At 70.7% G+C, this 23,620-nt stretch carries 24 protein-coding genes; 11 read left to right on the forward strand and 13 right to left on the reverse strand.

Features of this window, described 5'->3' with window-relative positions; translation table 11 throughout:
* Window positions 1-7: 7 nt before the first annotated feature.
* Window positions 8-193 (reverse strand): hypothetical protein, encoded by a 186-nt coding sequence (locus tag STRTU_RS32550; RefSeq protein WP_018091704.1) that lies wholly within the window; start codon window positions 191-193, stop codon window positions 8-10.
* Between the two features lie 548 nt (window positions 194-741).
* Here STRTU_RS32550 and STRTU_RS32555 point away from each other — a divergent pair.
* Window positions 742-1,314, forward strand: a complete 573-nt coding sequence (locus tag STRTU_RS32555; protein ID WP_159748671.1) for a hypothetical protein — start codon at window positions 742-744, stop codon at window positions 1,312-1,314.
* Window positions 1,315-1,380: 66 nt separating this feature from the next.
* Window positions 1,381-1,788 (forward strand): TOBE domain-containing protein, encoded by a 408-nt coding sequence (locus tag STRTU_RS32560; protein WP_159748672.1) that lies wholly within the window; start codon window positions 1,381-1,383, stop codon window positions 1,786-1,788.
* A gap of 73 nt (window positions 1,789-1,861) precedes the next feature.
* On the opposite strand, the gene STRTU_RS32565 is transcribed toward STRTU_RS32560, so the two are convergent.
* Window positions 1,862-3,109 (reverse strand): helix-turn-helix domain-containing protein, encoded by a 1,248-nt coding sequence (locus STRTU_RS32565; protein ID WP_159748673.1) that lies wholly within the window; start codon window positions 3,107-3,109, stop codon window positions 1,862-1,864.
* Window positions 3,110-3,382: 273 nt separating this feature from the next.
* Between STRTU_RS32565 and STRTU_RS32570 the strand changes: the two genes are divergently transcribed.
* Entirely contained in the window at window positions 3,383-3,958 is a 576-nt protein-coding gene (locus STRTU_RS32570) for a molybdopterin-dependent oxidoreductase (protein WP_159748674.1), read from the forward strand.
* 34 nt (window positions 3,959-3,992) lie between these two features.
* On the opposite strand, the gene STRTU_RS32575 is transcribed toward STRTU_RS32570, so the two are convergent.
* A complete protein-coding gene (locus tag STRTU_RS32575; RefSeq protein WP_159748675.1) occupies window positions 3,993-4,412 on the reverse strand; it encodes a TOBE domain-containing protein in 420 nt (139 codons plus the stop codon).
* Between the two features lie 125 nt (window positions 4,413-4,537).
* Between STRTU_RS32575 and STRTU_RS32580 the strand changes: the two genes are divergently transcribed.
* The 4 genes from STRTU_RS32580 to STRTU_RS32595 all read left to right on the forward strand — a co-directional run bounded on the left by STRTU_RS32580 (window position 4,538) and on the right by STRTU_RS32595 (window position 8,695).
* Complete coding sequence (locus STRTU_RS32580; protein ID WP_159748676.1) at window positions 4,538-5,185, forward strand: class I SAM-dependent DNA methyltransferase; 648 nt, start codon at window positions 4,538-4,540, stop codon at window positions 5,183-5,185.
* Between the two features lie 110 nt (window positions 5,186-5,295).
* Window positions 5,296-5,691, forward strand: coding sequence for a TOBE domain-containing protein (locus STRTU_RS32585; protein ID WP_159748677.1), 396 nt, complete (start codon window positions 5,296-5,298; stop codon window positions 5,689-5,691).
* Window positions 5,692-5,839: 148 nt separating this feature from the next.
* Window positions 5,840-6,631: a molybdate ABC transporter substrate-binding protein gene (modA, locus tag STRTU_RS32590; protein WP_159748678.1), complete on the forward strand. Its 792-nt coding sequence runs from the start codon at window positions 5,840-5,842 to the stop codon at window positions 6,629-6,631.
* 90 nt (window positions 6,632-6,721) lie between these two features.
* Entirely contained in the window at window positions 6,722-8,695 is a 1,974-nt protein-coding gene (locus STRTU_RS32595) for an ABC transporter permease (protein WP_159748679.1), read from the forward strand.
* Between the two features lie 96 nt (window positions 8,696-8,791).
* Here the strand turns inward: STRTU_RS32595 and STRTU_RS32600 are convergent, their stop codons facing one another.
* The 8 genes from STRTU_RS32600 to STRTU_RS32635 all read right to left on the reverse strand — a co-directional run bounded on the left by STRTU_RS32600 (window position 8,792) and on the right by STRTU_RS32635 (window position 15,678).
* Window positions 8,792-9,238 (reverse strand): nitroreductase family deazaflavin-dependent oxidoreductase, encoded by a 447-nt coding sequence (locus STRTU_RS32600; protein WP_159748680.1) that lies wholly within the window; start codon window positions 9,236-9,238, stop codon window positions 8,792-8,794.
* A 282-nt stretch (window positions 9,239-9,520) separates the two neighbouring features.
* On the reverse strand, window positions 9,521-10,975 hold the full coding sequence (locus STRTU_RS32605) for a SulP family inorganic anion transporter (RefSeq protein WP_159748681.1): 1,455 nt from the start codon (window positions 10,973-10,975) through the stop codon (window positions 9,521-9,523).
* A 17-nt stretch (window positions 10,976-10,992) separates the two neighbouring features.
* On the reverse strand, window positions 10,993-11,595 hold the full coding sequence (locus STRTU_RS32610) for a carbonic anhydrase (RefSeq protein WP_159748682.1): 603 nt from the start codon (window positions 11,593-11,595) through the stop codon (window positions 10,993-10,995).
* A 92-nt stretch (window positions 11,596-11,687) separates the two neighbouring features.
* Window positions 11,688-12,092: a hypothetical protein gene (locus STRTU_RS32615; protein ID WP_159748683.1), complete on the reverse strand. Its 405-nt coding sequence runs from the start codon at window positions 12,090-12,092 to the stop codon at window positions 11,688-11,690.
* A gap of 163 nt (window positions 12,093-12,255) precedes the next feature.
* On the reverse strand, window positions 12,256-13,566 hold the full coding sequence (locus STRTU_RS32620) for an MFS transporter (RefSeq protein WP_159748684.1): 1,311 nt from the start codon (window positions 13,564-13,566) through the stop codon (window positions 12,256-12,258).
* A gap of 31 nt (window positions 13,567-13,597) precedes the next feature.
* A complete protein-coding gene (locus STRTU_RS32625) occupies window positions 13,598-14,113 on the reverse strand; it encodes a glycine-rich domain-containing protein (protein WP_159748685.1) in 516 nt (171 codons plus the stop codon).
* A gap of 48 nt (window positions 14,114-14,161) precedes the next feature.
* Window positions 14,162-15,400, reverse strand: coding sequence for a hypothetical protein (locus STRTU_RS32630; RefSeq protein ID WP_159748686.1), 1,239 nt, complete (start codon window positions 15,398-15,400; stop codon window positions 14,162-14,164).
* A 122-nt stretch (window positions 15,401-15,522) separates the two neighbouring features.
* Entirely contained in the window at window positions 15,523-15,678 is a 156-nt protein-coding gene (locus STRTU_RS32635; RefSeq protein ID WP_167539281.1) for a hypothetical protein, read from the reverse strand.
* A gap of 365 nt (window positions 15,679-16,043) precedes the next feature.
* Here STRTU_RS32635 and STRTU_RS32640 point away from each other — a divergent pair, with 365 nt between their 5' ends.
* The gene (locus STRTU_RS32640; RefSeq protein ID WP_159748687.1) at window positions 16,044-17,789 is read left to right on the forward strand and encodes a hydrogenase maturation protein; all 1,746 of its coding nucleotides are present in this window, start codon (window positions 16,044-16,046) and stop codon (window positions 17,787-17,789) included.
* A gap of 78 nt (window positions 17,790-17,867) precedes the next feature.
* Here STRTU_RS32640 and STRTU_RS32645 read toward each other — a convergent pair whose 3' ends face one another.
* Window positions 17,868-18,395, reverse strand: a complete 528-nt coding sequence (locus STRTU_RS32645) for a winged helix-turn-helix domain-containing protein (RefSeq protein ID WP_269777415.1) — start codon at window positions 18,393-18,395, stop codon at window positions 17,868-17,870.
* Between the two features lie 779 nt (window positions 18,396-19,174).
* Here STRTU_RS32645 and STRTU_RS32650 point away from each other — a divergent pair.
* The 3 genes from STRTU_RS32650 to STRTU_RS32660 all read left to right on the forward strand — a co-directional run bounded on the left by STRTU_RS32650 (window position 19,175) and on the right by STRTU_RS32660 (window position 22,820).
* Window positions 19,175-20,131, forward strand: coding sequence for a hypothetical protein (locus tag STRTU_RS32650; protein WP_174879012.1), 957 nt, complete (start codon window positions 19,175-19,177; stop codon window positions 20,129-20,131).
* A gap of 212 nt (window positions 20,132-20,343) precedes the next feature.
* Window positions 20,344-21,795: an amino acid permease gene (locus STRTU_RS32655; RefSeq protein ID WP_159749833.1), complete on the forward strand. Its 1,452-nt coding sequence runs from the start codon at window positions 20,344-20,346 to the stop codon at window positions 21,793-21,795.
* A 140-nt stretch (window positions 21,796-21,935) separates the two neighbouring features.
* A complete protein-coding gene (locus STRTU_RS32660) occupies window positions 21,936-22,820 on the forward strand; it encodes a GNAT family N-acetyltransferase (protein WP_246241574.1) in 885 nt (294 codons plus the stop codon).
* Between the two features lie 92 nt (window positions 22,821-22,912).
* Here STRTU_RS32660 and STRTU_RS32665 read toward each other — a convergent pair whose 3' ends face one another.
* Window positions 22,913-23,419 (reverse strand): DinB family protein, encoded by a 507-nt coding sequence (locus STRTU_RS32665; RefSeq protein ID WP_159748688.1) that lies wholly within the window; start codon window positions 23,417-23,419, stop codon window positions 22,913-22,915.
* Between the last annotated feature and the right edge of the window lie 201 nt (window positions 23,420-23,620).

Below are 23,620 nucleotides of genomic sequence, written 5' to 3' on the forward strand. Positions count from 1 at the left end.
CTCAGCCTTAGCGAACGTCAGTCTTGGGCCGGGGGGTGGGAGGCGAGATCAGGAGCAGCGCGGCCAGCAGCAGCGCACCTCCACACTCGCGGGTATCGCGGAAAACACCGTCGGCCTCGGCGGGCTCAAGCAGTCCCTCGACCTCGGCGGCCAGGGCAGCCGTCTCGACCGGCGCTGTGCGATCCGTAACCATGCGATCAACTCCTTCGACGAATGGGATACCAGATTCACATCGGCATAATTCGGGCGCAAGGGGAGAAAAGACGCAAATCGTAATCTTTCGGGTTGGTGTGATGGGTGTTCAGTACGGCCGGAGGTCACCAACTCCCTCCCCTCACACGGAAGATGGCGACTCGTCGGACTCGGCAGCCGGGGTTATCCGGCGATTGCGCCAAGAGTGAGGCCCCCCGCCGATGGCGGATCGCACTGCTCTGTTCGGATGCCCCGGCCCGACACGGACGGCCCACGACGGACGGCACCGATACGGCCCCTAAGGGACGGCAGCGTGCTCACACCCGACCCGCACCCCGACTGCCGGGCCGTGCTTTCCGCTCCTCCCTTGCGCGTGGTGCAGATCCCGCGGATCTCCCCCGTACGGGTGAGCCGGTCCCGTCCCGCGAGGGATGTCCGGGGCGCGGGCGGCCGCGACCGTGAGAGAGCACACGCCGACACCACCCCGGACCGGCGGACGCCCACGATCCCGCGCCCGCATCGATCCGCCACAGGACGAGGAGACCTCCCATGACCGCTCGCGCCCTCCTGACGAAATGGCACGGACGGACGGTGCCGGGCGTGCCCCGCTGGGCGGCGTGGGCCGCCTGCGCCATCACCTTGCTCGCGTTGCCCGCCGGTATCTGGCGCATCGCCGCCATCAACTTCCGCGCACCGCTGCTGGCACATGACGCGACGGCCCCGGCCGGCCCGGAGATGTTCGACGGCGAGTGGTGGTACCTCATCGGACTCAGCGTGTTCAGCGAGGCGCTGGCGTTCCTGGCGCTCGGTCTGGTCGCCCGGTGGGGCGAGGTCTGGCCGCGCTGGATCCCCGGCCTGGGCGGGCGCCGGGTGCCGGTCCTGGCAGCCGTCATCCCGGCCGGCCTCGGCTCCGTGGTGCTGTTGGTCTTCCCCTACGCCATGGTCATGTCCGCCCTCGGCCTGAAACTCACCGGTGACCCCGCCGGGCTGCCCGTGCATGGCTGGCAGACCGTCGTCTTCTGGATCGCATACCTGCCGCTCACCGCCTGGGGCCCGCTGCTCGGCCTCCTGACGGTGCACTACTACCGACGCCGCCGCTGCGCCCACGCAGCGACAGGTTGACGTCGCGACAGGTCGACCCCGTGCCCGCTCATGACCGTCATCCGGCCGCTGGCCTAGAGTGCGGGGGTGCCGACGTACAGCATTGGCCAGGCAGCGGGGCTGCTGGGTGTGAGTTCGGAGACGGTCCGGCGCTGGGCCGATGGCGGGCAGCTGCGGATGGAACGGGACGGCGCGGGAAACCGTGTGCTGGACGGGGTGAGCCTGGCGGCGTTCGCCAAGGAGCGCGCCGAGGGCCTGCATCCGGTGCCCGGCGAGGTGCTGACCTCCGTGCGTAACGCGTTCGCGGGGATCGTCACCCGGGTGACCGTCGACGAGGTGATCGCCCAGGTCGAGATCCAGTCCGGACCGCACCGGGTGGTGTCCGTGGTCAGCCGGGAGGCGGCCGAGGATCTGGGGATCGAGGTCGGGGTGACCGTCACCGCCCGGGTGAAGTCCACCCATGTGCATATCGATCTGCCGGACGACCGGCGCTGAGCCGTCGCCGGGCGTCCGGGGCGTTCCGGGCGCCGACCGGGGCCGCTGCCCGGACCGCGACCCCGTACACCGCTCACCGGCAGAGCAGCGCCGCCTGTAGATCCAGCTTGTGTTCGAGGCGGGACAGATCGCGGCCGGTGAGCAACTCGATGCGCTGGATGCGGTAGTGCACCGAGTTCACATGCAGTTGCAGCGCCGCCGCCGTCCGCGCCCAGGACCCGTCATGCGCGAGGAAGACCTCCAGCGTCTCCAGGAGCATCCGGTGCGAGCCGCCGCCCGCCAGCGGTCCCAGCACCCGGAGGCGGAAGGCCGTACGGACCTCCTCGGGAACCCCGGCGAGCAGAGCGCCCAGGGTGCTGAGATCCTCGACGGCGGTCACCCGGGCCGTGTCCGGGGCCTTCGCGCGGGCCACCGCCAGCGCATAACGCGCCTGCCGCAGCGCGGAGTTGAGCCCTTCCGGGGTGCGCACCGGACCGCTGACCCCGGCATGCAGCGGGGTCCGCGGCCGGCGGGCGTACAGCGCCGGCCACCGCTCGGAGAGCGACAACCTCTGCTCGGCGTCGGTCTCCGCCGGGACGAGGGCGACCGCCTCCCCGCCGGGGAGCCGCCCGGTCGCACACGGCTCACCGGGGGAGTGCCGTAGCGCCTCCGCCAGCGCACACACCGCCCCGTCGCTCGCCCCGCCGCTCTCCTCGCCGACCGTCGTGGCCGCCACCACCCGGTACGGGCCGGAAGCGGGCAGCCCGCAGGCGCGCAGGGCGTCTTCGAGTGCCGCCCCCTCGGCCGGGTCGGGCATGGCGAGCAGGGCCACCAGCTCGTCCGCCGCCTGGTTTCCGGCGGTCCGTCGTATGCCGTTGACGTGCTCCGGCAGTTGGTCGCGCTCCGGCAGTCCGTCGTGCTCCGGGAGCCCGTCGTGCCCGGTGGGGCGCTCGCCCGGATCGACCCGCCGGTGCTGATGCACCAGCTCCGTAAGGGCGTGGACCGTGGTGTGCGCGGGCACCGCGATCAGCGCGATGCCGTGCGCACGGCAGGAGTCGACCAGGGCATCCGGGACCTGGCCAGAGGAGTCCGCACCGGCCAACAGCGCGGTGGCGCCCGCCGAGTGCAGCGCCCCGACAAAGCGGTCGGCCGTCGCCCGGCCGTCGTCGGGCGTCCACCACTCCAGCCCGCTCAGCACCAGCTCGCCCGGCCGCGGACTCCGGGCCGGATCCTGGTGTCCGGCAGCGGTGACACCACTGATTTCCCGGGTGAGCGCGGGGCCCTCACCCCACAGCAGGGTCAGATCGGGCGAGGCGAGCTGGAGGAGGTCGTGGACGTGCATGTGCTGGCTCCTTGGACGGCTGCCGGGCGCGGCCCGACATCTCACATTCACCAGGCGAATACGAGTTCCCACATGGTAAATGCCAGAAGATCAAGGGGCATAGCCCCTCCCGGCGCGCCCCGCCCCGTCCCGGATATGCCGCCCTCTGGGCCCTCTGGGCTCACGTCAGCGAGGCAAAAATGCGTCACAGGGTGGCATCCGTGGTTCGGGGGTGGACCGGTCGGGCATCACACGGAGGCAGCCGTCGCGTGGATCGCCTCAAGGAGGTCTCGAATGAGCCGACCCGGCCCGCCGTCCCGCACCACTGCCATCCGCCCGCTCCCCGCGGAGGCCGCCCCTTTCACCACGGAGGCCGCCCTTCCCGGCCAGCGGCGCTTTCTGGTCCGCGGTCAGCTGCGGCGTCCGCTCGCGCTGACCGTCGCGGACCTGCGGGAGCGGTGGCCACAGCACCGGGCCGAGGTGGTCTTCGACTGCGCCACGAACGGTCCGCGGCACCACACCTTCGAGGGGCCGCTGCTTCGGGAGGTCATCGACGCGGCGGGTCCCGCCTTCGACGCCCGGCGGCGCAAGGACCGCTCCCGCTATCTGCTGGCCGTCACGGGCGGGGACGGGCACCACACGGTGCTGTCCTGGGCGGAGCTCGACGCGGACTTCGGCGATGCGCCGGTCCTGCTGGCCACGGCCATGGACGGATGCGCTCTCGACGCGGCGGGCAGTCAGCTCGTGGTGCCCTCCGACCGCTGCGGTGCGCGCTACATCAGTGCCCTGACCGGCATCTGGTTCGGGACCTGTGCCCTGCCCGAGCTGCCGGACGAACCGGCCTCCGGCGACCGGGTGGACGGCCCCTGACCCCGTCGGCAGCAGGGCATCGGGAGGTCCCAGCTCAGGAGGCGGCCAGGGCGATCTCGGTCGACTTGATCAGTGCGGTGACCTCGGTGCCGGCCGCCAGGCCCAGATCCTCGGCCGCGTCCCTCGTAATGGCCGCGGTCAGCTCCCCGCCCGCGACCGCCACTTTGACGCCGGCCATCGCGCCGCCGGTGGCCACCTCGGTGACGGTGCCGGGGATCCGGTTGCGGATGCTGAGACCCTCGACCGCGCCGGTGGCGAGCGCGACCTCGGTGGACTTGATCAGCGTGCGCACCGCCGACCCCTCCTCGATGCCCAGCTCCCGCACCGCCTCCCGGGTGATGGCGGCGGTGATCTCCTGACCACCTGCCAGCCGGACCTTGACGGTCGCCATCACCTCGCCGGGGGTGACGGAGGCGACGGTGCCGGGAATCTGGTTACGGATGCTCAGGCTCATGGACATGCCTCACCGGGGGAGTGGAAATGCGGACTTGGCGGGGGAACGCGCGGTATCTCCCGCTCCGATCCGCACTCTAGTCAGAGTCCGCGCAGGTATCCCCCACTACTCGCTACGGTCTCCGGGTGACCGAACTCCCCACCCTGCCTGCCACCCGTGAGGCATACGACGCCATCGCACCCACCTACGCGCAGCTGTTCCATGACTCCCTCCGCGACCGTCCCCTGGAGCGCGCCCTCCTGAGCGCTTTCGCGGAGCTGGTTCGGGCACACGGCGACGGCGAGGTCGCAGACCTCGGCTGTGGGCCGGGGTACGTCACGGCTCACTTGCACGGGTTGGGCCTGCATGCCTTTGGTGTTGATGCCTCTCCCATGATGGTTGAACTCGCTCGCGAGGCGAATCCCGGACTTCGGTTTGAGGTCGGCTCGATGGCCGCGCTGGACATCGAGGACGGCGCGCTGGGCGGCGTGCTCTCGCGGTGGTCCGTCATCCACACCCCGCCGCAGGATGTGCCCGCCGTCTTGGCCGAGATCGCCCGGGTCCTGGCACCCGGCGGACACCTGTTGATCGACTTCCCCGCCACCGACAGCCCGCACCACGAGACGCAGACCTACGACCATGCGGTGGCCACGGCCTACCGCTGGTCCCCCGACCGTCTCGCCGCGCTCCTACGCGACCACGGACTGGCCGAGGCGGCCCGCACGGTGATCGAGCCGAAGCCCACCGACAAGCGGCAGTTCCAAGAGGTCCAGCTCCTCGCGTGCAAGGCGTAGCCACGAGCCGGATGCCAGAGTCGTCCTTTCCTCCAAGGCCCCTGGCATCTGCTACAGACTTTCGCCGCATGGATTGCAGATGCGAGCCAATGTTGCCTATGTTGTCGCACATGCAGTCCTATACGATCGGCCAGGCGGCGCGGCTGTTGGGCGTCAGCCCCGACACCGCGCGCCGTTGGGCGGACGCCGGAAGGGTCGCGACCCATCGCGACGACGGTGGCCGCCGCCTCATCGACGGCCGGGATCTGGCCGCCTTCTCCATCGAGGTGGCGCAGACCGGCACGGGTGAGGATGACGCCTCGTACACCTCCGCGCGCAATGCCTTCCCGGGCATCGTCACCGCCGTCACCCTCGGCGATGTCGCCGCCCAGGTCGAGATCCAGGCCGGTCCGCACCGCCTGGTCTCCCTGCTGACCCGGGAAGCGGTGGAGGAACTGGGTCTGGAGGTCGGCATGCAGGCCACCGCCCGTGTGAAGTCCACCAGCGTGCACATCGACCGCACCTGACCCCACCGCGGCAGCACCACAGCCGAGCCGTGACCACCGTCCCCACCGGCCGGCTGCCTCACCTCAGCGGCGTCGCCCGTCCACGGCGCGGCTTTTCCCATCCGCTGGGACGACACCCGTCGTCCCGGGTCCCAAGGAGTCCCGCCCCATGTCCCCGTTCTTCACCGCACGCCGCGCCACCGCCGCGATCGTCACCGCCGCCCTGCTCGTCCCGCTCACCGCCTGCGGCGGCAGCGACGACGCCAAGAAGGAGACGTCCGGCAGTGCCGCCCCCAAGGCGGACCTCACCGTGCTCGCCGCGTCCTCCCTCACCGATGTCTTCAAGAAGGCCGGTGCGGTGTACGAGAACGAGCACCCCGGCACCAAGGTGAACTTCTCGTTCGCCGGGTCCCAGGAACTGGCCGCCCAGGTCAGGGAGGGTGCCCCCGCCGACGCCGTGGTCACCGCCGACACCAAGACCATGGACGGGATCAAGCCGGACGTCGGCAGCCCCACCGTCATCGCCAAGAACCGCCTGGTCATCGTGGTCGGCGAGGGCAACCCCAAGAAGATCGACAACCTCAAGGACCTCACCGACAGCAAGCTGAAGGTCGTTCTCGCCGCCTCCCAGGTGCCGGTCGGCCGCTACAGCGAGCAGGTCCTGGACGCCCAGAAGCTGCACGTGAAGCCGGTCTCGCAGGAGCCCAATGTGCGTGCGGTGCTCAGCAAGGTCGAGCTCGGCGAGGCCGATGCCGGTCTCGTCTACAAGACGGACGCCGCCACCGCGCCGAAGAAGGTCGATGCCGTCGATATCCCGGATGCGCAGAACGCCGTCGCCTCCTACCCGGCCGCGCCCCTGAAGATGTCTCAGCACGCCGCTGCCGCCACCGCGTTCGTGAACTGGCTGAGCACGCCCAAGGCGCAGCAGATTCTGCAGCAGGCGGGCTTCCAGAAGCCGTAATCCGGTGGGGCGCGTACGGGGACAGTCCGGCTCGGGGGAGCGGACAGCCCGTACGCGCACCGCCCGATCCGCCCCGAGCCGAGGACCCCGATGAGACGCCCCCTCGCCCCGCACACGGCAGGCAGGTTCCGTGCGCCCGGTGCCCGCACCCCCGTCGTGCTGGCCGTGCCCGCGCTGGTCGCCGTCGCCTTTCTGCTGCTGCCGCTCCTCGGCATCCTCGCCCGCACCAGCTGGGGCGACCTGGGCACCCACCTCACCAGTCCGGGGGTCCTCGAAGCGCTCCGGCTGTCGCTGCTGGTGTCCTTCTCGGCGCTCGGGCTCGCGCTGTTGCTGGGCGTGCCGCTGGCCTGGCTGCTGGCGCGGGTCAGCTTCCGCGGCAAGGCGCTGGTCCGCTCGCTGGTGCTGCTGCCGATGGTGCTGCCGCCGACCGTCGGCGGTGTCGCGCTGCTCCTCGGCTTCGGCCGCCGCGGACTGCTCGGCCCGTGGCTGGAGGACACCTTCGGCATCGTGCTGCCGTTCCACACCTCCGGTGCGGTGGTCGCGGCCACCTTCGTCGCGATGCCGTTCCTCGTCATCAGCCTGGAGGGCACGCTGGCCGGACTCCGCCCGAGTTACGAGGAGACCGCGGCCTCCCTCGGCGCCTCTCCCGTACGGGTCTTCTGCACCGTCACCCTCCCCATGGTCGCCCCCGGACTCGCCGCCGGTGCCGCGCTGACCTGGGCCCGTGCGCTCGGGGAATTCGGTGCGACCATCACCTTCGCCGGGAATCTGCCCGGCACCACCCAGACCCTGCCGCTCCAGGTCTACTTGCTGCTCCAGGACTCCCCGGAAGCCGCCACCTCGGTCTCGCTGCTGCTGCTGGTCATCGCCATGGCCGTGCTGATCTGTCTGCGCGGCCGCTGGACCGGCGCCACCACCGCCGACCGTCCGGCCCGCCGGGTACCCGCCGCCGACGACACCGGCCCCCCGGCCGCCCCGTCCGCCGCCGGCACCGAAGAGCCCGCCCCGGCCACCGCGGCGCACCGGGAGCGCTGGCCGCTGCACGCCGAGGTCACCGGCTTCAACCAGCTGACGCTCGACGCCGATCCGGGCACCACCATCGCCGTCGTCGGCCCCAACGGCGCCGGTAAGACCACCCTGCTGCGCGCCCTGCTCGGCCTCACCCCGCGCGCCCGCGCCGCGCTCCGCCTCGGCGACACGGACGTCACCGCGCTGCCCCCGCACCAACGCGGCGTCGCCTGGGTCCCCCAGGACGGTGCGCTCTTCCCGCATCTGAACGCCCTGCACAACACCGCCTACGGGCTGCGCGCCCACGGCACCCCGCGCGGCGACGCCCGCCGCACGGCACAGCAGTGGCTCGACCAGCTCGGCGTCGGCCATCTCGCGCACCGCAAGCCCGCCCAGCTCTCCGGCGGACAGGCCCAACGCGTCGCCCTGGCACGGGCGTTGGCCGCCCGGCCGCGTCTGCTGCTGCTCGATGAGCCGCTCGCCGCGCTCGACCAGACCACCCGCGCCCAGGTCCGGCACACCCTGCGCGGCCATCTCGCGGACTTCGGCGGCGTCTGTCTGATCGTCACCCATGACCCCGTCGAAGCGGTCTCGCTCGCCGACCGGGTCCTCGTCCTCGACGACGGGCGGGCCCTCCAGGACGCCCCGCCCGCCGAGGTCACCCGGCACCCGCGCTCGCCCTGGGTCGCCCGGATGCTCGGCCGTAACGCCTGGCCGGGCACGGTCACCGGCGAGGCGCTCGCCCTCACCGACGGCGGCCGTCTGGTCATCGCCGACCCGCTGCCCGACGGTGCCCCAGCGCTGGCGATCATCGCCCCCGAGGCCGTGTCCCTGCACGTCGACCGGCCCACGGGCAGCCCCCGCAACGTCTGGCCGGGCACCGTCCGCGAACTCACCTCCGCCGGAAGCCGGCTGCGGGTCCTTGTCACCTCGCCCGAGGCGCCCGATCTGGTGGCCGAAATCACCCCCTCGGCGGCCCTGGAACTCGGCCTGGCGGACGGTGTGTCCGTATGGACCAGCGTCAAGGCCACCGAGGTTTCCGTGGTGACGCTCTGACCTTCAGCGGGGCACGCCCGGCGCGTCTGCGGGCAAGGCTCGGCGCGTCAGCGGGTCACGCTCCGAGCGCCCACGGCGGCGGTCGGTCGGCGGCGGTCAGTGTGCCGTGGCCGCCAGTTCCAGCACGAAGACCGGGATCTGCCGGTCCGTCTTCTTCTGGTACTCGTCGTAATCGGGGAACGCCTCGACGGCGCGCCCCCACCACAGGGCCTTCTCCTCCCCGGTGACCTCACGGGCCGTCATGTCCCGGCGCACCGGGCCGTCCTGTAGCTCCACCCGCGGATCGGCCACGACATTGTGGTACCAGACCGGATGCCGGGGCGCACCGCCCAGGGAGGCCACCACCGCATACTTCCCGTCGTGCTCCACCCGCATCAGCGGGCTCTTGCGGAGCTTGCCGCTCTTGGCACCCCGGGTGGTCAGGACGATGACGGGCATCCCGCGCATCGTCGTGCCCTCCTTACCGCCGGAGGACTCGTACAACTCGACCTGATCGCGTACCCACTGCGTCGGACTCGGCTCGTACTCACCCTGAAGAGGCATGCGGTCCGTCCCATCTCTGTAGACAGCGTGATATCGGCTCGCGGCTGGGCGCGTCGGTGTCGGCGCCGCCCGCCATCGCCCTGACCTTCACTCAACAACGACGGCGGACGCAATCTTCCGCACTCCGCCGTCGTGTCCGGGCTGTCGCCCACGAAATGGCGCCGGCCACCGGCGGCTGCCCCGGGACGCCTCATGGCGGGTACGGGAACAGCCGGACCGGTGGCCGGCGCGCGGGAGTCAAGGCCGCTGCCGCACGCCGGCGGCGCGCGGGCAGGCCGGCGGTCAGGACACCAGCTCCACCTCACGGGTGCTGCGGCGATGCTGCTCGGCCCAGTTCGTCAGCGCGGCGCCGCAGGCGTGGTCGAGATGGCGCAGGCCGCTGATGTCGAGCTCCACATCCCGGTCGGCGGGCAGCGCCTCCAGCTGGTCGAGTATCTTCGGCAGCCGCAGGAACGTGGCGTTGCCGACGGCCCGCACCAGCACCGGCTCCGCCGTGTCCTCAGGCGTCTGGATCTCCAGGTGGACATGGGAGGTCTCCCAGGCCGTCTTGGCGACGGCCATCAGCAGACCGATGAGCACGCCCTCGAACATATTGACCGTCACGATCGCGATCGCGGTGACCAACAGGACGACGGCCTCGCCGCGGTGATCGCGCCACAGCGGACGCAGCTCCCGCACGGGGATGAGCTTGCAGCCCGCGTGCACCAGGACGCCCGCCAGGGCGGCCACCGGCACCACACCCAGCGCGGCCGGGAACGCCGCGGCGAACACCAGCAGCCAGGCACCGTGCATGACGCGCGAGGCCTTGGTCTTCGCGCCCGCCTGCACATTGGCGGCGCTGCGGACGATGACGGCGGTCATCGGCAGGGCACCCAGGACACCGCAGACGGCGTTGCCCGCACCCTGGGCCATCAGCTCCTTGTCGTAGTCGGTCTTCGGCCCGTTGTGCAGCCGGTCGACCGCGGCGGCGCTGAAGAGCGACTCGGCGGACGCGATCAGCGCGAAGGCGAGGACCGTACCGAGCACACCGATGCTGCCGAGCCGGCCGAGGTCATCGAGGCCGGGTGGCTGGATCGCGTCCAGCAGCCCGCTGACCTGGACCCGCGCGACGGGCATATCCAGCGCCCAGACCGTGGTGGTGGCGAGCGCCACCGCGGCCAGCGGCGCGGGGAGGATCCGTGCGGCGGGACGCCAGCGCGGCCACAGCACCAGGACGGCGATGGTGCCGGCACCGATCGCGAGCGCGGCCAGCGCCTTCTCCGACCCCACGGTGGCGCTGAACAGGTCCGGCATCCCGCCGATGTTGGCGAGTCCGCTGCCCGGCGCCTTGGCGTCCGTCAGGGCGTAGAGCTGTCCGGCGATCAGGACCAGGCCGATGCCGGCCAGCATGCCCTGGACGACGGCGACCGAAATCGCCCGGAACCAGCGCCCCAACTTGAGGGCGCCCATGGCCAGTTGCAGTACCCCGGCCGCCAGGACCAGGGCACCGAGCGTGCCCAGGCCGTACTCCTTGACGGCTTCGAAGACCAGCACCGTCAGACCGGCGGCGGGGCCGCTGACCTGGAGGCTGCTGCCGGGCAGCAGACCAGTGAGCAGACCGCCGACCACACCCGTGACCAGGCCCAGTTCGGCCGGGACACCGGAGGCGACCGCCACCCCGACACACAGCGGGACGGCGACGAGAAACACCACGAGGGAGGCGGTGAAGTCCGCCTGGAAGGAGGGGAAACGCTTCATGAGAGGCACACCCGCCTTCACAGGGGGAGGAACAGGTCGGAGGCCGGGTGATGCGCCGCCACCATGCCGGTGTGCACTTCGTAGAACCAGCCGTGCAGCGTCACCTCCCCGGCGTCCAGCCGCTCCTGCACACAGGGGTAGTCGCGCAGCCGGTTGACTTGTTCGCGGACATGCTGCTGCACCGCGGCGGCGACCGTCGGCTCCTCGTCCTTGGGCAGCTGGTCGGACAGCGCCTGCGCCAGCCAGTCCCGTACGGCCGGAGCGCCGGTCAGGTCCTCGCCGCGGGCCTTGGCGCCGACCGCGCCGCAGTGCGAGTGGCCGCAGACCACGATGTCGGCCACGCCCAGTACGCGCATGGCGTACTCGATGGTGGCGGCCTCCGCGCAGGCCGGCATGTCGTCCTGATACACGGGCACGGCGTTGCCGGCCGTGCGGAGTTCGAAGAGTTCACCGGGCCGCGCTCCGGTGATCAGGGAGGGTACGACCCGGGAGTCGGAGCAGGTGATGAACAGGGCGAGGGGCGACTGGCCGGCCGCGAGCCGGCCGTAGGTCTCTTGTTCGTCGCGGCCCTCGGCGATACGGGCCATCAGGCCCCGGGCATGCTGGATGAAGGTCTCCACGAGGAGGTCTCCTGCTGTGAGTGGTGCCACGTGTGGGGGTGGTGGCGGGAATGTACGGAGTGCGGCGGGTGGGGCAGGCCACCACGCCGCCCTCAGCAGCGGAAGACGCAGTGGAGCAGGGGAATTTCGACGGGTCTGGATGCGGCCTTGGTGGAGCTGCCGGCCAGGGGCCGGCCCGAGGCCGGGAGGGTGTGCGGCACCGCCGGGCCACTGCTGAGCGGCGGCAGTGGACGGCCGGTGTGATGCGGGACTCCGGCGGTGGTCCGCACGGTCCGCCGGGGCTGGCCACGCTCGGCCGCGCGCTTGGACTTCTCCTCGGTGCTGTCATAGCTCGGCTTGGCGGCCGGGAGGGCGCTCGCGGACTGCGAGCCGGGCAGGCCGCTGAACGTGGCCCGGTCCATGTCCGGATCGGCGGCGCTGCCCAGCAGGAACGCCAGGATCACCATGAGGGCGAACAGCGGCATGCGGAACCGACGCAGCACCGATGTGCCCTGCATGCAGGTGTCCTTCCGCATTGTTGCCCCCCGTGGCTCGTTCACACGGTTCCACCCTGCACTCACAGTGCAGCATCCAGGTTTCCGGCGTGATAACGAGAAATGACGCCAAGTTTCAAGAAGTCCCGAATTTCGATTCGGGCACATCTGTGTGACGAACGGGCGTTCATTTAGGTTCCGGCTCCGCAAAGGGAGTTGCCGGAGCGGTGTCCGTGTGTGCAGGCCGGCGAACCGCCCATGCGACGACGGGCACGACCGCCAGCGAGAGCACCGCACCGGCCAGCGCCAGCGCCGGATAGCCGCCCAGGACGACGACCAGGCCCGAGGACATGCCCCCGGTCGCCCCCGCGAGGGCGATGCCGACGTCCACCAGGCCCTGTGCCGAGGCGCGCCGGGCGGGCGGCAGTGCGTCGGTGACGATGGCGGTGCCGCTGACCAGCCCGAAATTCCAGCCCAGGCCGAGCAGTACGAGGGCCGTGGCGAGCGCAGGAACGGAGTGCGGCGGGGCTATCGCGGCCAGGACCCCGGCGGCCGCCAGTGTCAGACCGGAGGCTCCGGCGATCCACCACCGGCCGAGGCGGTCCACCAGCAGCCCGGTGAGCGGGGAGGGCAGAAACATCGCTCCGACGTGCAGGGCGATGACCAGCCCGGCCGCCTGGGTGTCATGGCCGTGCGCCTGCATATGGACCGGCGTCATCGTCATGATCGCGATCATCACGAGCTGAGTGAGAATCATGACCGTGGTGCCGGTGACCACTCCGCGCCGTTGCGGCTGGGCGTCCGGGAGGTCACCGGCGTCGTCGGCGGGGCGCTCGTCCGTCTCCGGAGCCCGTTCCGCCGCCAGTTTCTCGGCCAGTCGCAGTGGATCGGGCCGCAGCAGCGCGGCCAGCACCACCGCCGCCGACCCGAACGCGGCGACGGCGAGCAGGAACGGTCCGGCGAGACGGGGGATACCCCAGGAGTGGGCGACCTCCCCGGTGAACGTCACCAGGTTGGGCCCGACCACCGCGCCGAGCGTGGTGGCGAAGAGCACCGTGCTCACGGCCCGGCCGCGCCGCTCGGCGGAGGCCAGATCCGCACCGGCGTAACGCGCCATCAGATTCGTCGAGGTGCCCGCCCCGTAGACCACCAGGGACAGGAACAGCAGCACCGCACTGCCGAGTGTGGCCGCCACGACGACCCCGAGGCTGCCGAGCGCCCCGACGGCGTATCCGAGCGCCAGTCCGGGGCGGCGGCCGTAACGCCGGCAGATCTGGCCGACACCGAGGGCGCCCAGCGCGGATCCGGCGGTGAACAGCGCACTGGGCACACCGGCCAGCCCGGTCGAGCCGAGCATCTCCTCGGCGAGTAGCGCCCCGACGGTGATTCCGGCGGCGAGGCCCGCCCCGCTGAGGATCTGGGAGAACACCAGGACGGCCAGAATCCGCCGCTGTTCGGGCACCTCGCGGCCGGCCGTGACGTCGTTCGGGGCGGTCATGATTCCTTTCGTTCCCGTGGATACGGGGCTGCTAAGTCGTCGCCGCCATGGGTTCCAGCGCGGCGATGTCGGCGAGTGACAGGTCCATCTGCTCGTGGAGGAAGCGCACGATCGTCCAGTGCGGCAGCGCCCCCTCGTCGAACGGGCCGAACTCCTGGCAGTACAACGGGATCCAGCGCAGCGCCTCTTCGAGCGCCTGCTCGCGGCCCGGCTCCTGCTGATAGTCCTCGTAGGCGATGCTGCGGTGCTCGATGAAGAACCGTCCCGGCAGCCGTTCCTCACACAGCGCACGGTATTCGCGGGTCTGCAGGATGAGGTAGTGCCAGATCTCGTCGATGTCCTGCTCGACCGGCAGGAAGAGACCGCCGAGCCGGTCGTGGTGCCGGGAGACGAGATAGAGATAGCGCAGACACTCGGTGACCTGGCGCTCCACGAACTCCCGTGGCGCGGCGCTCTTGTCGTCGAAGTACGTCACCACCTCGGCGTGCAGCGCCGTACCGAGCAGTTCCCTGAGGTCATCGGAGGATATCCGCGGCTGGCTGGTCATGCTTCTCCTGTCCGAGTGGTGGACGTCCGGGCGTGGACGTCCGGTGGGTCAGCTGCCGGTCGTGAGCCAGGCGTACTTGCCCGACTTGCCGATGGGGAGGTGCGTACGGTGGGCGAGCCGGCAGCGCCGCCCGGTCAGTTCAGCGAGGCCCTGTTGCAGCGCCGCGGCCGGTGCGAGTTCGACGGGCGCGCCGTGGAATGTCGTATACGCCAGCTGTGCTTCGGTATCGCCGGTCAGCTGCAACTGGTACCCGAAGATGTCCGGGGACGACTCACTGACGCACCGGTCGAGGTCGCCCTGGGAGACGGGCCCGTGCGGAGTGCTGAGCAATTCCTTTTCCCGGCCGCAGAATTGGGCGATCTTTGCCGGATCGGGCGTACCGTCCAGAGTCCGTACACAGTCGCCCGACCGGTAGCGAATCAGCGGCATAAAGGGATTGCGCACGCTCGACACGATGAGCTGGTAGATGGTGCTCCCGGCGGCGACCGGCTGGAGCTCGACGCTCATTTTGTCGAGATGCGGCCAGTAGGTGCCGCTGCGGTCGCTGTAGTAGAGGTATCCGAGCTCGGTGCTGCCGAAGAGGTCGATGACCGGGCAGTCGAAGTGCTGGTGCAGAAAACGCCGGACGTTCGCCGGGGTGTATTCGTAGGCGTGGATGATGCTCGCGGGCGGCGGGAAATCGTCCCACAGTCCCCATTCGCCGACCTTTCGCACCAGATGTGCCAGGTGATAGCCGGAGCAGTCGAGGTGGTACCAGCCGCGCGGGTGTGCCTGCCGGGCGGACCGGATTTCCGCGAGCATCCGCACCACGTCGGCCCGCTCCCACAGCGCCGGGTCCAGCCGCAGGTTGACGTAGCAGGTCCGCTCGTCGAGCCGGCGGTCCTCAAGGGCGGGCACCGGTTCCGGCACCGTGCCGCGCCGTGCGGCATTGACCCGCGCCACATGTTCCGTCGCCAGCACCGTGGTCAGTGACACCCGCCGGCAGCCCGCCTCCCAGGTGTGAGCGATATCGGGGTGCTCGCGCCACAGCTGGTAGTAGGAGTGCAGCAGGAAGTACGGGGGCCGGATGATCTGCATCCGGGCGTGGTGGGTGCCGGTGGAGAGGACGAACTCCGCCTCTCCGGACTCCAGCGCCGCGGCCAGCCGGGGCGTCATCCAGTTGTCCGGAAAGCCGCGGGCGATCTCCGGCTTGTCGAGTACCGGGAAGTAGCCCTTCGCCAGCGACTCACGGTAGATCGGTATGTCGCGGATCTGCTCGATGACCTCGGCGGTCGGCTGACCATCCATGGAAATCCTCGTCGTTGCCGGGAATGCGGTGCCACACGGGAATTCGGGCGCGATGCCCGGGAGCGGGCGGTGGCGGCCGAAGTGCTCACCGCCCGCTCCCGGGTCGCTGGTGGGACCCGAGGTCAGGAGATGCAGCCGGCCTTGGGCGCGGCGCTGATGCAGCCGGCCTTCGGGGCGGCGCTGATGCAGCCGTTCTTCGCGGCCTGCGTGGCGGAGTTGGCGGCGAGCCAGTTCTGCCAGACCTTGTCCTGGGCCATCTTCTTGATGAGCTGCTCCATGGGAACCTCCGAGAGAGAGTGCGGGAGACGAACTCGGCACACGGCGCTGACCTGCGCTGATGCCACGCACTGAAAGTAAAAGTATGACCAAGTGGATGTCAATTAAAGGCAATGTCCTGGGTGGCGGTTGGGTGACCGGTGCGCCAACTTTGGCGGGATCCCGTCGAGGTGATCAGTGGCGGGACTGCCTGACGTTCAGTCAATTTCGTTCGCCCGCCCCGCGTTTCCCGTGCCGCGGACTCCGCGTTGCGCCGCACGGCGGCCGTCGATCGGGTGACCCGTAGCGCGGGTCCGGAGCCCGGCGGCCGCCGGTGCGGGACGATCCAGCCATCCGCCCATCGGTCCCAGCTCCAGGGGAGTCTGCCGTGCGCATTCTGCTCATCGCCGGCGCGTTCAACAGCCTGACGCAGCGCGTGTACGCCGAACTCGGTGACCACGGACACCAGGTGAGCGTGGAGCTGGTGACCCGGGAGACGCCGCTCCCCGAGGTCGTACGCCGCCATGCCCCCGAACTGATCGTGGCGCCGATGCTCAAGACGGCCATCCCGCGGGAGGTGTGGTCCGCCCACACCTGTCTGATCGTGCACCCCGGGCCCGTCGGCGACCGGGGCCCCTCCTCGGTGGACTGGGCGGTGCACCTGGGCGCGGACCGGTGGGGCGTCACGGTCCTGCAGGCCAACGACGAGATGGACGGCGGCGACATCTGGGCCGCGGCGAGCTGCCCGGTCCCCGACGTGGGCAAGAGCGACCTCTACCGCAACGAGATCGCCGATGCCGCCCTCGAAGCAGTGCTGACGGCCGTCGCCCGGGTGGCGTCCGGCACCCATCGCCCGCAGCCCCAGGCCGAGCTGGCCGACGCCGCGAAACCCGGCCACCCCCGCCCGCCGTTCCGCCAGGAGTCGCGCCGGATCGACTGGCGCGCCGACCCCACCGACACCGTCGTACGCAAGCTGCGCGCGGCCGACTCCCAGCCCGGCGTACGGGATGAACTGCTCGGCGACATCTGGCATTTGCACGGCGGCCACCCGGAGGACACCCTCACGGGCCGGCCGGGCGAACTGCTCGCCACGCGGTGTGGCGCGATCTGCCGGGCGACGGCAGACGGCGCGGTCTGGATCCCGGAACTGCGGCCGCCCCGCGCACCGGGCACGCCCGGCACCCTCAAACTGCCCGCCACCCTGGCGCTGGGAGACCGCCTCCCGCCGCTTCCCGAGGTTCCGGCGCCGCACGGCCCCGGGGACGGCCCCGATAGCGGCCCCGATAACGGCCCCGGTGGCGGCCCGCGTACCTGGACCGACATCCGCTACCGCGAGGACGGACCGGTCGGCTTCCTGGAGTTCTCCTTCCCGGGCGGTGCGATGAGTACCGACCACTGCCGGCGGCTGCTCGCCGCCTACCGCCGCGCCTGCGCCCGGCCGACCTCCGTGCTGGTCCTCGGCGGCCGCCGGGACTTCTTCTCCAACGGCATCCATCTGCATGTCATCGAGGCCGCCGCCGACCCCGCCGAGGAGTCCTGGGCCAATATCCAGGCCATGGACGATCTGGTGGAGGCCGTCCTGACCACCACCGACCGGCTGGTGGTCGCCGCGCTCGGCGGCAATGCCGCGGCCGGCGGCGCGATGCTGGCCCTTGCCGCCGATGAGGTGTGGTGCCGCGCGGCCGTGGTCCTCAACCCGCACTACCGGCTGATGGGGCTCTACGGCTCCGAATACTGGACCTACACCCTGCCGGGCCGGACCGGCCCCGAGGTGGCCGCGCAGCTGACCGGACGCGCCCTGCCGGTCACCGCCGCGGCCGGGGCGCGGCTCGGCCTGGTGGACCGGATCATCGACTGCCCCGCGCAGGACTTCACCGCGCAGACCGCGCGGCTCGCCGTCCGGCTGGCCTCGGCGCCCACGACACAGGCCCGTATTGCCACGAAGAAGGCCCATCGGGAACGTGACGAGGCGCACCGCCCGCTCGCCGTCTACCGGGAGCTCGAACTGGCGCAGATGCACCGCATCTTCTTCGACCCGGACCAGCCGTATCACGCCCTGCGCCGGGCCTTCGTCCGCAAGGAACCCACGGCGGCACCTCCCGCGCACCCCGGCTGGTCACCTGCCGGGGTCTGAGGAAGCTCGGCAGTGGGCCGGTGACGGGCACACCTCATCACCGGCCCACTGCCTGTGAGCGTCAACCGCGGTGACGGCCTATGGGGTGGGCTGGTACTTGTACCCGATGCCGAAAACCGTGCTGATGGTGTCGCGCAGGCCGGGGCCGAGGCGTCGGCGCAGACGGGCGACGTGGACATCGACGGTGCGGTAGCTGGACTGGCAGCTGGGCCAGACGGCGGCCATCAGCTGCTCCCGGGTGAAGGCGCGCCGTGGATGCAGCACGAGATGGGCCAGCAGGTCGAACTCCAGTCGCGGCAAGTTGAGTTGGCGGCCCCGGGCGAAGACGGTCCGGGCCGCGGTGTCGATCCGGATCGGCTCCGGCCGTGCCAGGCCGGACGGGGGCTCATCGGCCGGTTCCTCGCGCGGGGGCGCCAGGATGATGTGGACCTCGTCCGACGGCAGCCGGTGCACCGACACCGGTTCCAGGTCGTGCAGGGTCAGTTGCCACGTGCCGTCAGGGAGCCGGTCGACCGCCAGGGGTGGCCCTTCGCCGTTCCCGGCTGTGGGCGCCCGGCCGAAGTCGGCGTCCGGTCGCAGCGCAAGCGGGGTCGTCGAGGAGTTCATTAACATGATCTGGGCCCATTCCTCTTGCAAAGCAGGCGTGTACGGACAGACATGGCGGTGCTCGACGTGCAGGGGTGCTGAGGTGCTGAGGGTGCTGTTGCAGCAGCGATCGCGGCGCGGTCCGGTGTGCGGCGGGTGGCGACCAGGCACTTGTGGTGCAGGTCCGCCCAGCGGGGGCGATCGCTCCGTTCGCGCCGCAAGAACGCTCGCGCCCGTGCCCGTACCCAGCCATGACGGGGTGTGAGGTCACGGCCTTTGGTCAGACGAACGCTACATGTGATCGCGCGCTTCCGGAAAGTAGCATCCGCTAATTCGGTTGCTCTTGAGCCGACTTTGTGATGCGCGGCCCCAACGCGGTGGGCGGGCCCGGTGGGTCGGTGAACCGACGTGTCCGTACGGGGGCGCCGGGGTCCGTCCAGGTCGCGCGGGGGTGCGGCCATGGAAGTCGGGGATACGGAGGGGTAATCGGCAATCATGTCCACTTGTGAAGGACCTGCAAACCTATGAATATGCCAAATTGACGTCCTGTGGCGAACGGACCGGCAAAGTGGAGGGACTCTGGAGGTCTTCTGGAGGGCGGTCAAGAAGTGGTTTCCCTTTCAATCTCATCGAGACTAAAAGGTGCGGAACCAGATATTCCAGGCGGCTTGTTTTCGCAATGAGTTGAGGGTGAGTAGGGTGTGGCCGCTGTCACTTGACCGGTGGCAGGGGTCCAGCTGAATTCGGCGCGGCTGGAATGCCGTGTGGGGGGAAGACGCCTTCGTGACCGGGAGGGGACCATGGCGGCCGGCTCTTTCGAGGGGCAGTACGTGTGGAGTCCAGCGGCCGATGACCGGGCGCTGGCGCGCGCGTGTATGGACGTCCGGGCCGGGCGGTACTTGAGCGCACACGAGGTTCTCCGGGAAGTCCGGAAGGAATTCGAGGTGCGGGCCCACCGGTCCCTGGTGCTGGCGTCCGTGGCCGCCGATTCGGACCTGGCCGAGCGCTGGCTGGCCGAAGAGCCGGGGCCGGACGCGGCACTGCTCTGGGCCCGGGTGGCGATGCTCCGGGCCCTGCGCATGGCCGATGCCGGTGACCGGCGGCAGGGCGCCCTGGCGCGGATAGCGCGGTCCGCGTGCGAGCGGGCCGCCAAGCTGCTCCCCGAGGACCCCACCCCGTGGGTCGCCCAGCTGGCGCTGACGCGTCTCGACCGCCCCCAGGACCCCGCACCGCAGGGGCTGCTGACCGCGCCGCCCGGCCCTTGGTACCTCTTCGCGCACATCCTCCGGCTCGACGCCTGGCACCGGGAGGCGCACCACCGCTTTCTGTCGTTCTTCTTCACCCGCTACGGCGGTTCGTCCAGCGCGAGCTGGGACGTGGCCGCGTTCCTGAGCCAGCGGGCCCCGGCCGCCTCGCCGCTGCGTCTGCTGCCGCTGGTCGCGCTGGTCGAGGACTACAACCCGTCCGCGCTGCTCGCGGACCAGACCTGGGAGCAGCCCCAGTGGATCAGCGCCGCGCTGAGCATCTACCACAACTGGTTCCCGCAGGTGGCCGGTTACCGCTTCACTCCGGTGCTGGACCTTGCGTATCTGGCGCATGCGCTGCTCATGGCGAAACGTGAATTCGAGGCGCGGGAGGTCTTCAGTGCCATGGGGCCCTATGCCTCCCGTATGCCCTGGAGTGCGTTCGGCGATCCCGAGGAGCAATTGACGAAAGCCAGGCGGTCCTGCGGACTCCCCGTTCCGCATGGCGGCTGATGCACCGGAAGATCTTTTGCGGCGTGGAATTTGCGCCGTAAAAGGGGGCCCGTTCCGCACCATCCGTTCGAACGATTCAGTCCGATCGAACCACCTCTCCACATCCCCCCAGAAAGGTTTCGGTTGTGTCCGAGCGTACGTTCCCGGCTCGCTCGCAAAACCCCCACCCGGCAGATTCCGTCACCCTTGACGACGATGCCACGCTGCACGCCATGGGCTATCCGCGGAAACTCACCCGCAGGTTCCGCGCGTTCGATAATTTCGCCATTTCCTTCACCATCATCAACATCATTTCGGGCATCTTCTCCTCCTTCGGGTTCGGGATGAACGCCGGCGGCCCGAGGATCCTGATCTTCGGCTGGATCGGCGTATCGATCATGGTGCTGTTCGTCGGCGCCGCGATGGGCGAGATCGCCTCCGCCTACCCGACCAGCGGCGCGCTCTACTTCTCGGCCGGCAAGCTGGCCAAGCGACACCAGGGCGCCTGGTCCTGGTACACGGGCTGGCTGAACTTCGTCGGCCAGGTCGGCGGCACCGCGGCCACCAACTTCGCCGCCGCCACCTTCATCCAGGCGTTCATCAGCATGCAGTGGCCGTCCTACGAGTCGACACCCCAGCAGACGGTCGGCATCACCGCGGCCATCCTTCTCCTTCAGGCGCTGGCCAACACGTATACCGTGCGGCTCGTTGCGGTGGTGAACCGGATTTCCGTGTGGTGGCTGCTGATCGGCATGGTGGTGATCGTCGGCGCGCTGACCGTGATCCCCGACCACCACCAGTCGCCCTCGTTCGCACTGCACTTCGCCAACAACACCGGCTTCACACAAGCGATTTACGGCGGAATGCTGGGGCTGCTCGTCACCAGCTGGACCTTCACCGGTTTCGACGGCAGTTTCCACATGTCCGAAGAAACGGTGAAGGCGACGGTCAACGCGCCCAGGGGCATCATGCGGGCGATCAGCTACTCCGCGATCACCGGGCTGATCCTCATGCTCGCGCTGGTGTATGCGATCCGTGACTACGGGCATGCGGCGAGTGCCGAGGCGCCGCCGGTACAGATTCTCATCGACGCACTCGGCCAAAACACCGCCAGCTTCCTGCTGTTGATCGTTATCGGCGCCATGCTGTTCTGCGGGCTCGCCAACATGACCAGCAATACCCGGCAGATCTTCGCCTTCTCCCGCGACGGCGCGATGCCCGGCTCCCGTTGGTGGCATTCGGTGTCCGCGCGCACCCGCACCCCCGTCAAGGCCGTCTGGCTCGCCGCGGCCTGCCCCCTGGTGCTGGTGCTGCCCGGCTGGTGGTCGCACACCGCCTTCACCGCCGTGGTGAGCGTCAATGTCGTCGGGCTGTTCCTCGCCTACGCCGTGCCCATCTTCCTGCGGCTGCGGCTCGACGACTTCCAGGCCGGGCCGTGGAACCTCGGGCGCTACGGCAAGCCCGTCGCGGCGATCGCCGTGACCTGGATCCTGATCAGCAATGTGCTGTTCATGCTGCCGCAGGCGTCCCCGATCACCCCCGAGTCGTTCAACTACGCACCGATCGCCCTGGCAGTGGTGCTGATCATCGCCACCGTCTGGTGGTTCGCCACCGCCCGGCAGCGCTTCCAGGGACCGGTCAGCTACGGCCGCCCCGACGAGGTCGCCGCCATGGACCTGATCTGACGCCGACCGGAAAGGGAAGCGGGGCGGGGCCGCCGGAGGAGTTGCTCCGGCGGCCCCGCCCCGCCCACCACCCGTCACCGGCTCCGCACCGTTCCCGTTCACTCGCCTCCTGACCCCACCAGAAGGGACGAACACCCGGCATGCCTCCCATCGGTAACGCCCCCGATCCCCAGCCCGTCACCGGCGAACTCGCCGTCGGCGCGGCCTCGTTGGACGACTGGCACCAGGTGGCCCAATGGGCCGCCGACGAGGAGTGGAACCCCGGACGCGGCGACACCGCCTGCTTCCACCCCACCGACCCCGACGGTTTCTTCACCGGACGCCGCGCCGGACGGACCGTCTCCGCGGTCTCGGTCGTCAACTACTCCGACGCCTATGCGTTCCTGGGCTACTACCTCGTCCACCCCGAGCACCGCGGCCAGGGCCTGGGCCTCGCCACCTGGCGTGCCGCCTTCCCGCACGCCGGTGTCCGGACCGTGGGTCTGGACGCGGTCCCCGCCCAGCAGGACACCTACCGGCGCGCCGGGTTCGCCCCCGCCTACGAGACCATCCGCTACGGCGGACGCCCTCTCCGCCCCGGCACCGCCACACCGGACGTCGTCCCCGTCACCCGTGCGCATCTCGACGTGCTCGCCGACTACGACCGGCGCTGCTTCCCCGCCGACCGCCGGGCCTTCGTCACCCGCTGGCTGACGGCCCCCGGCCACACCGCCCGCGTCTGTCTGCGGGATGGCGCCATCGCGGGCTACGGCGTGCTCCGTCCGGCCCGCACCGGTCACCGCATCGGCCCGCTCTTCGCCGACACCACCGCGGCCGCCGAAGCGCTCTTCGACGCCCTCGCGGCGGCCGCCGACCCGGCCGACGACGTCTTCCTCGATGTCCCCGGCCCCCGGCACGCAGCCCACACCCTGGTCACCTCCCGCGGTCTGACCCCGCGGTCGCACACCGTGCGGATGTACACCGGCCCGGTGCCACCGGCGGAGCAGGAGCGCACCTTCGCCGTCACCAGCCTCGAACTCGGCTGAGGGCGGCGGCCGGCCGTACGCGGCGACGGCCGGCACCGGCTCCCACCCGGCAGTGGCCGGTGGCCGATGAGGGTGGGAGCCCACGGGGTCCGTCAGGCGCCGACCGTGCCGTCGATGGCCTCGCGGAGGAGGTCCGCATGGCCGTTGTGGCGGGCGTACTCATGGATCAGGTGCAGCATCACCACACGCAGGGAGACATCCTCGCCCCAGCGGGGCGAGTAGGCCGTGACATCCAGCGAGGCGACCTCCCGCTCGATGCGGCGGGCGTGCTCCACCTCCGTCTGCCAGGCGTCGAACGCCTCAGCGCCGGAGGCCGTGCGCGCGTCGTACGCCACCTGGAAATCGCCCTCGGCCGACCAGACGAGCGGGATGTCCTCGCCGTTGATCACCCGGCGGAACCAGGCGCGTTCGACCTCGGCCATATGCCGCACCAGACCGAGCAGCGAGAGCGTGGACGGCGGGCTCGACTGCCGCCGGAGGTCCTCGTCGGACAGACCCTCGGTCTTCATGGCGAGGGTGGCCCGGTGGAAGTCGAGATAGGAGCGCAGGGTCTCCCGCTCGCCCGCGCGCAGCGGCGGGGAGAGGCGTTCGGTGGTCACGGAGGATCCTTTCCGCGGCGCGTCCCCGGCAGGGCGCGGCCGGTGTGGTCACGGTGCGGAGCGAAGTGATCTTCCCGGGCGCCGCGGGCGGCCGCAAGCGGTTTGTGGGGATGCGGTGTGTGGGGGCGAGGCTCAACTCCGCGCGCCGGACGCCCTGTGTGGGGGCGAGGCTCAACTCCGCGCGCCCGACGCCCTGTTACG

This window comes from Streptomyces tubercidicus (assembly GCF_027497495.1).
In the GTDB taxonomy this organism is placed as follows: Bacteria; Actinomycetota; Actinomycetes; order Streptomycetales; family Streptomycetaceae; genus Streptomyces; species Streptomyces tubercidicus.

What these genes read in the sequence shown, in the direction of transcription:
- STRTU_RS32625 (WP_159748685.1), bottom strand. Translation starts at nt 14,113, where the DNA reads ATGACCAGCCAGCCGCGGATATCCTCCGATGACCTCAGGGAACTGCTC.
- STRTU_RS32555 (WP_159748671.1), top strand. Translation starts at nt 742, where the DNA reads ATGACCGCTCGCGCCCTCCTGACGAAATGGCACGGACGGACGGTGCCG.
- STRTU_RS32635 (WP_167539281.1), bottom strand. Translation starts at nt 15,678, where the DNA reads ATGGAGCAGCTCATCAAGAAGATGGCCCAGGACAAGGTCTGGCAGAAC.
- STRTU_RS32620 (WP_159748684.1), bottom strand. Translation starts at nt 13,566, where the DNA reads ATGACCGCCCCGAACGACGTCACGGCCGGCCGCGAGGTGCCCGAACAG.
- STRTU_RS32595 (WP_159748679.1), top strand. Translation starts at nt 6,722, where the DNA reads ATGAGACGCCCCCTCGCCCCGCACACGGCAGGCAGGTTCCGTGCGCCC.
- STRTU_RS32600 (WP_159748680.1), bottom strand. Translation starts at nt 9,238, where the DNA reads ATGCCTCTTCAGGGTGAGTACGAGCCGAGTCCGACGCAGTGGGTACGC.
- STRTU_RS32550 (WP_018091704.1), bottom strand. Translation starts at nt 193, where the DNA reads ATGGTTACGGATCGCACAGCGCCGGTCGAGACGGCTGCCCTGGCCGCC.
- STRTU_RS32645 (WP_269777415.1), bottom strand. Translation starts at nt 18,395, where the DNA reads ATGAACTCCTCGACGACCCCGCTTGCGCTGCGACCGGACGCCGACTTC.
- STRTU_RS32605 (WP_159748681.1), bottom strand. Translation starts at nt 10,975, where the DNA reads ATGAAGCGTTTCCCCTCCTTCCAGGCGGACTTCACCGCCTCCCTCGTG.
- STRTU_RS32615 (WP_159748683.1), bottom strand. Translation starts at nt 12,092, where the DNA reads ATGCAGGGCACATCGGTGCTGCGTCGGTTCCGCATGCCGCTGTTCGCC.
- STRTU_RS32660 (WP_246241574.1), top strand. Translation starts at nt 21,936, where the DNA reads ATGCCTCCCATCGGTAACGCCCCCGATCCCCAGCCCGTCACCGGCGAA.
- STRTU_RS32575 (WP_159748675.1), bottom strand. Translation starts at nt 4,412, where the DNA reads ATGAGCCTGAGCATCCGTAACCAGATTCCCGGCACCGTCGCCTCCGTC.
- STRTU_RS32585 (WP_159748677.1), top strand. Translation starts at nt 5,296, where the DNA reads ATGCAGTCCTATACGATCGGCCAGGCGGCGCGGCTGTTGGGCGTCAGC.
- STRTU_RS32655 (WP_159749833.1), top strand. Translation starts at nt 20,344, where the DNA reads ATGGGCTATCCGCGGAAACTCACCCGCAGGTTCCGCGCGTTCGATAAT.
- STRTU_RS32650 (WP_174879012.1), top strand. Translation starts at nt 19,175, where the DNA reads ATGGCGGCCGGCTCTTTCGAGGGGCAGTACGTGTGGAGTCCAGCGGCC.
- STRTU_RS32570 (WP_159748674.1), top strand. Translation starts at nt 3,383, where the DNA reads ATGAGCCGACCCGGCCCGCCGTCCCGCACCACTGCCATCCGCCCGCTC.
- modA (WP_159748678.1), top strand. Translation starts at nt 5,840, where the DNA reads ATGTCCCCGTTCTTCACCGCACGCCGCGCCACCGCCGCGATCGTCACC.
- STRTU_RS32565 (WP_159748673.1), bottom strand. Translation starts at nt 3,109, where the DNA reads ATGCACGTCCACGACCTCCTCCAGCTCGCCTCGCCCGATCTGACCCTG.
- STRTU_RS32630 (WP_159748686.1), bottom strand. Translation starts at nt 15,400, where the DNA reads ATGGATGGTCAGCCGACCGCCGAGGTCATCGAGCAGATCCGCGACATA.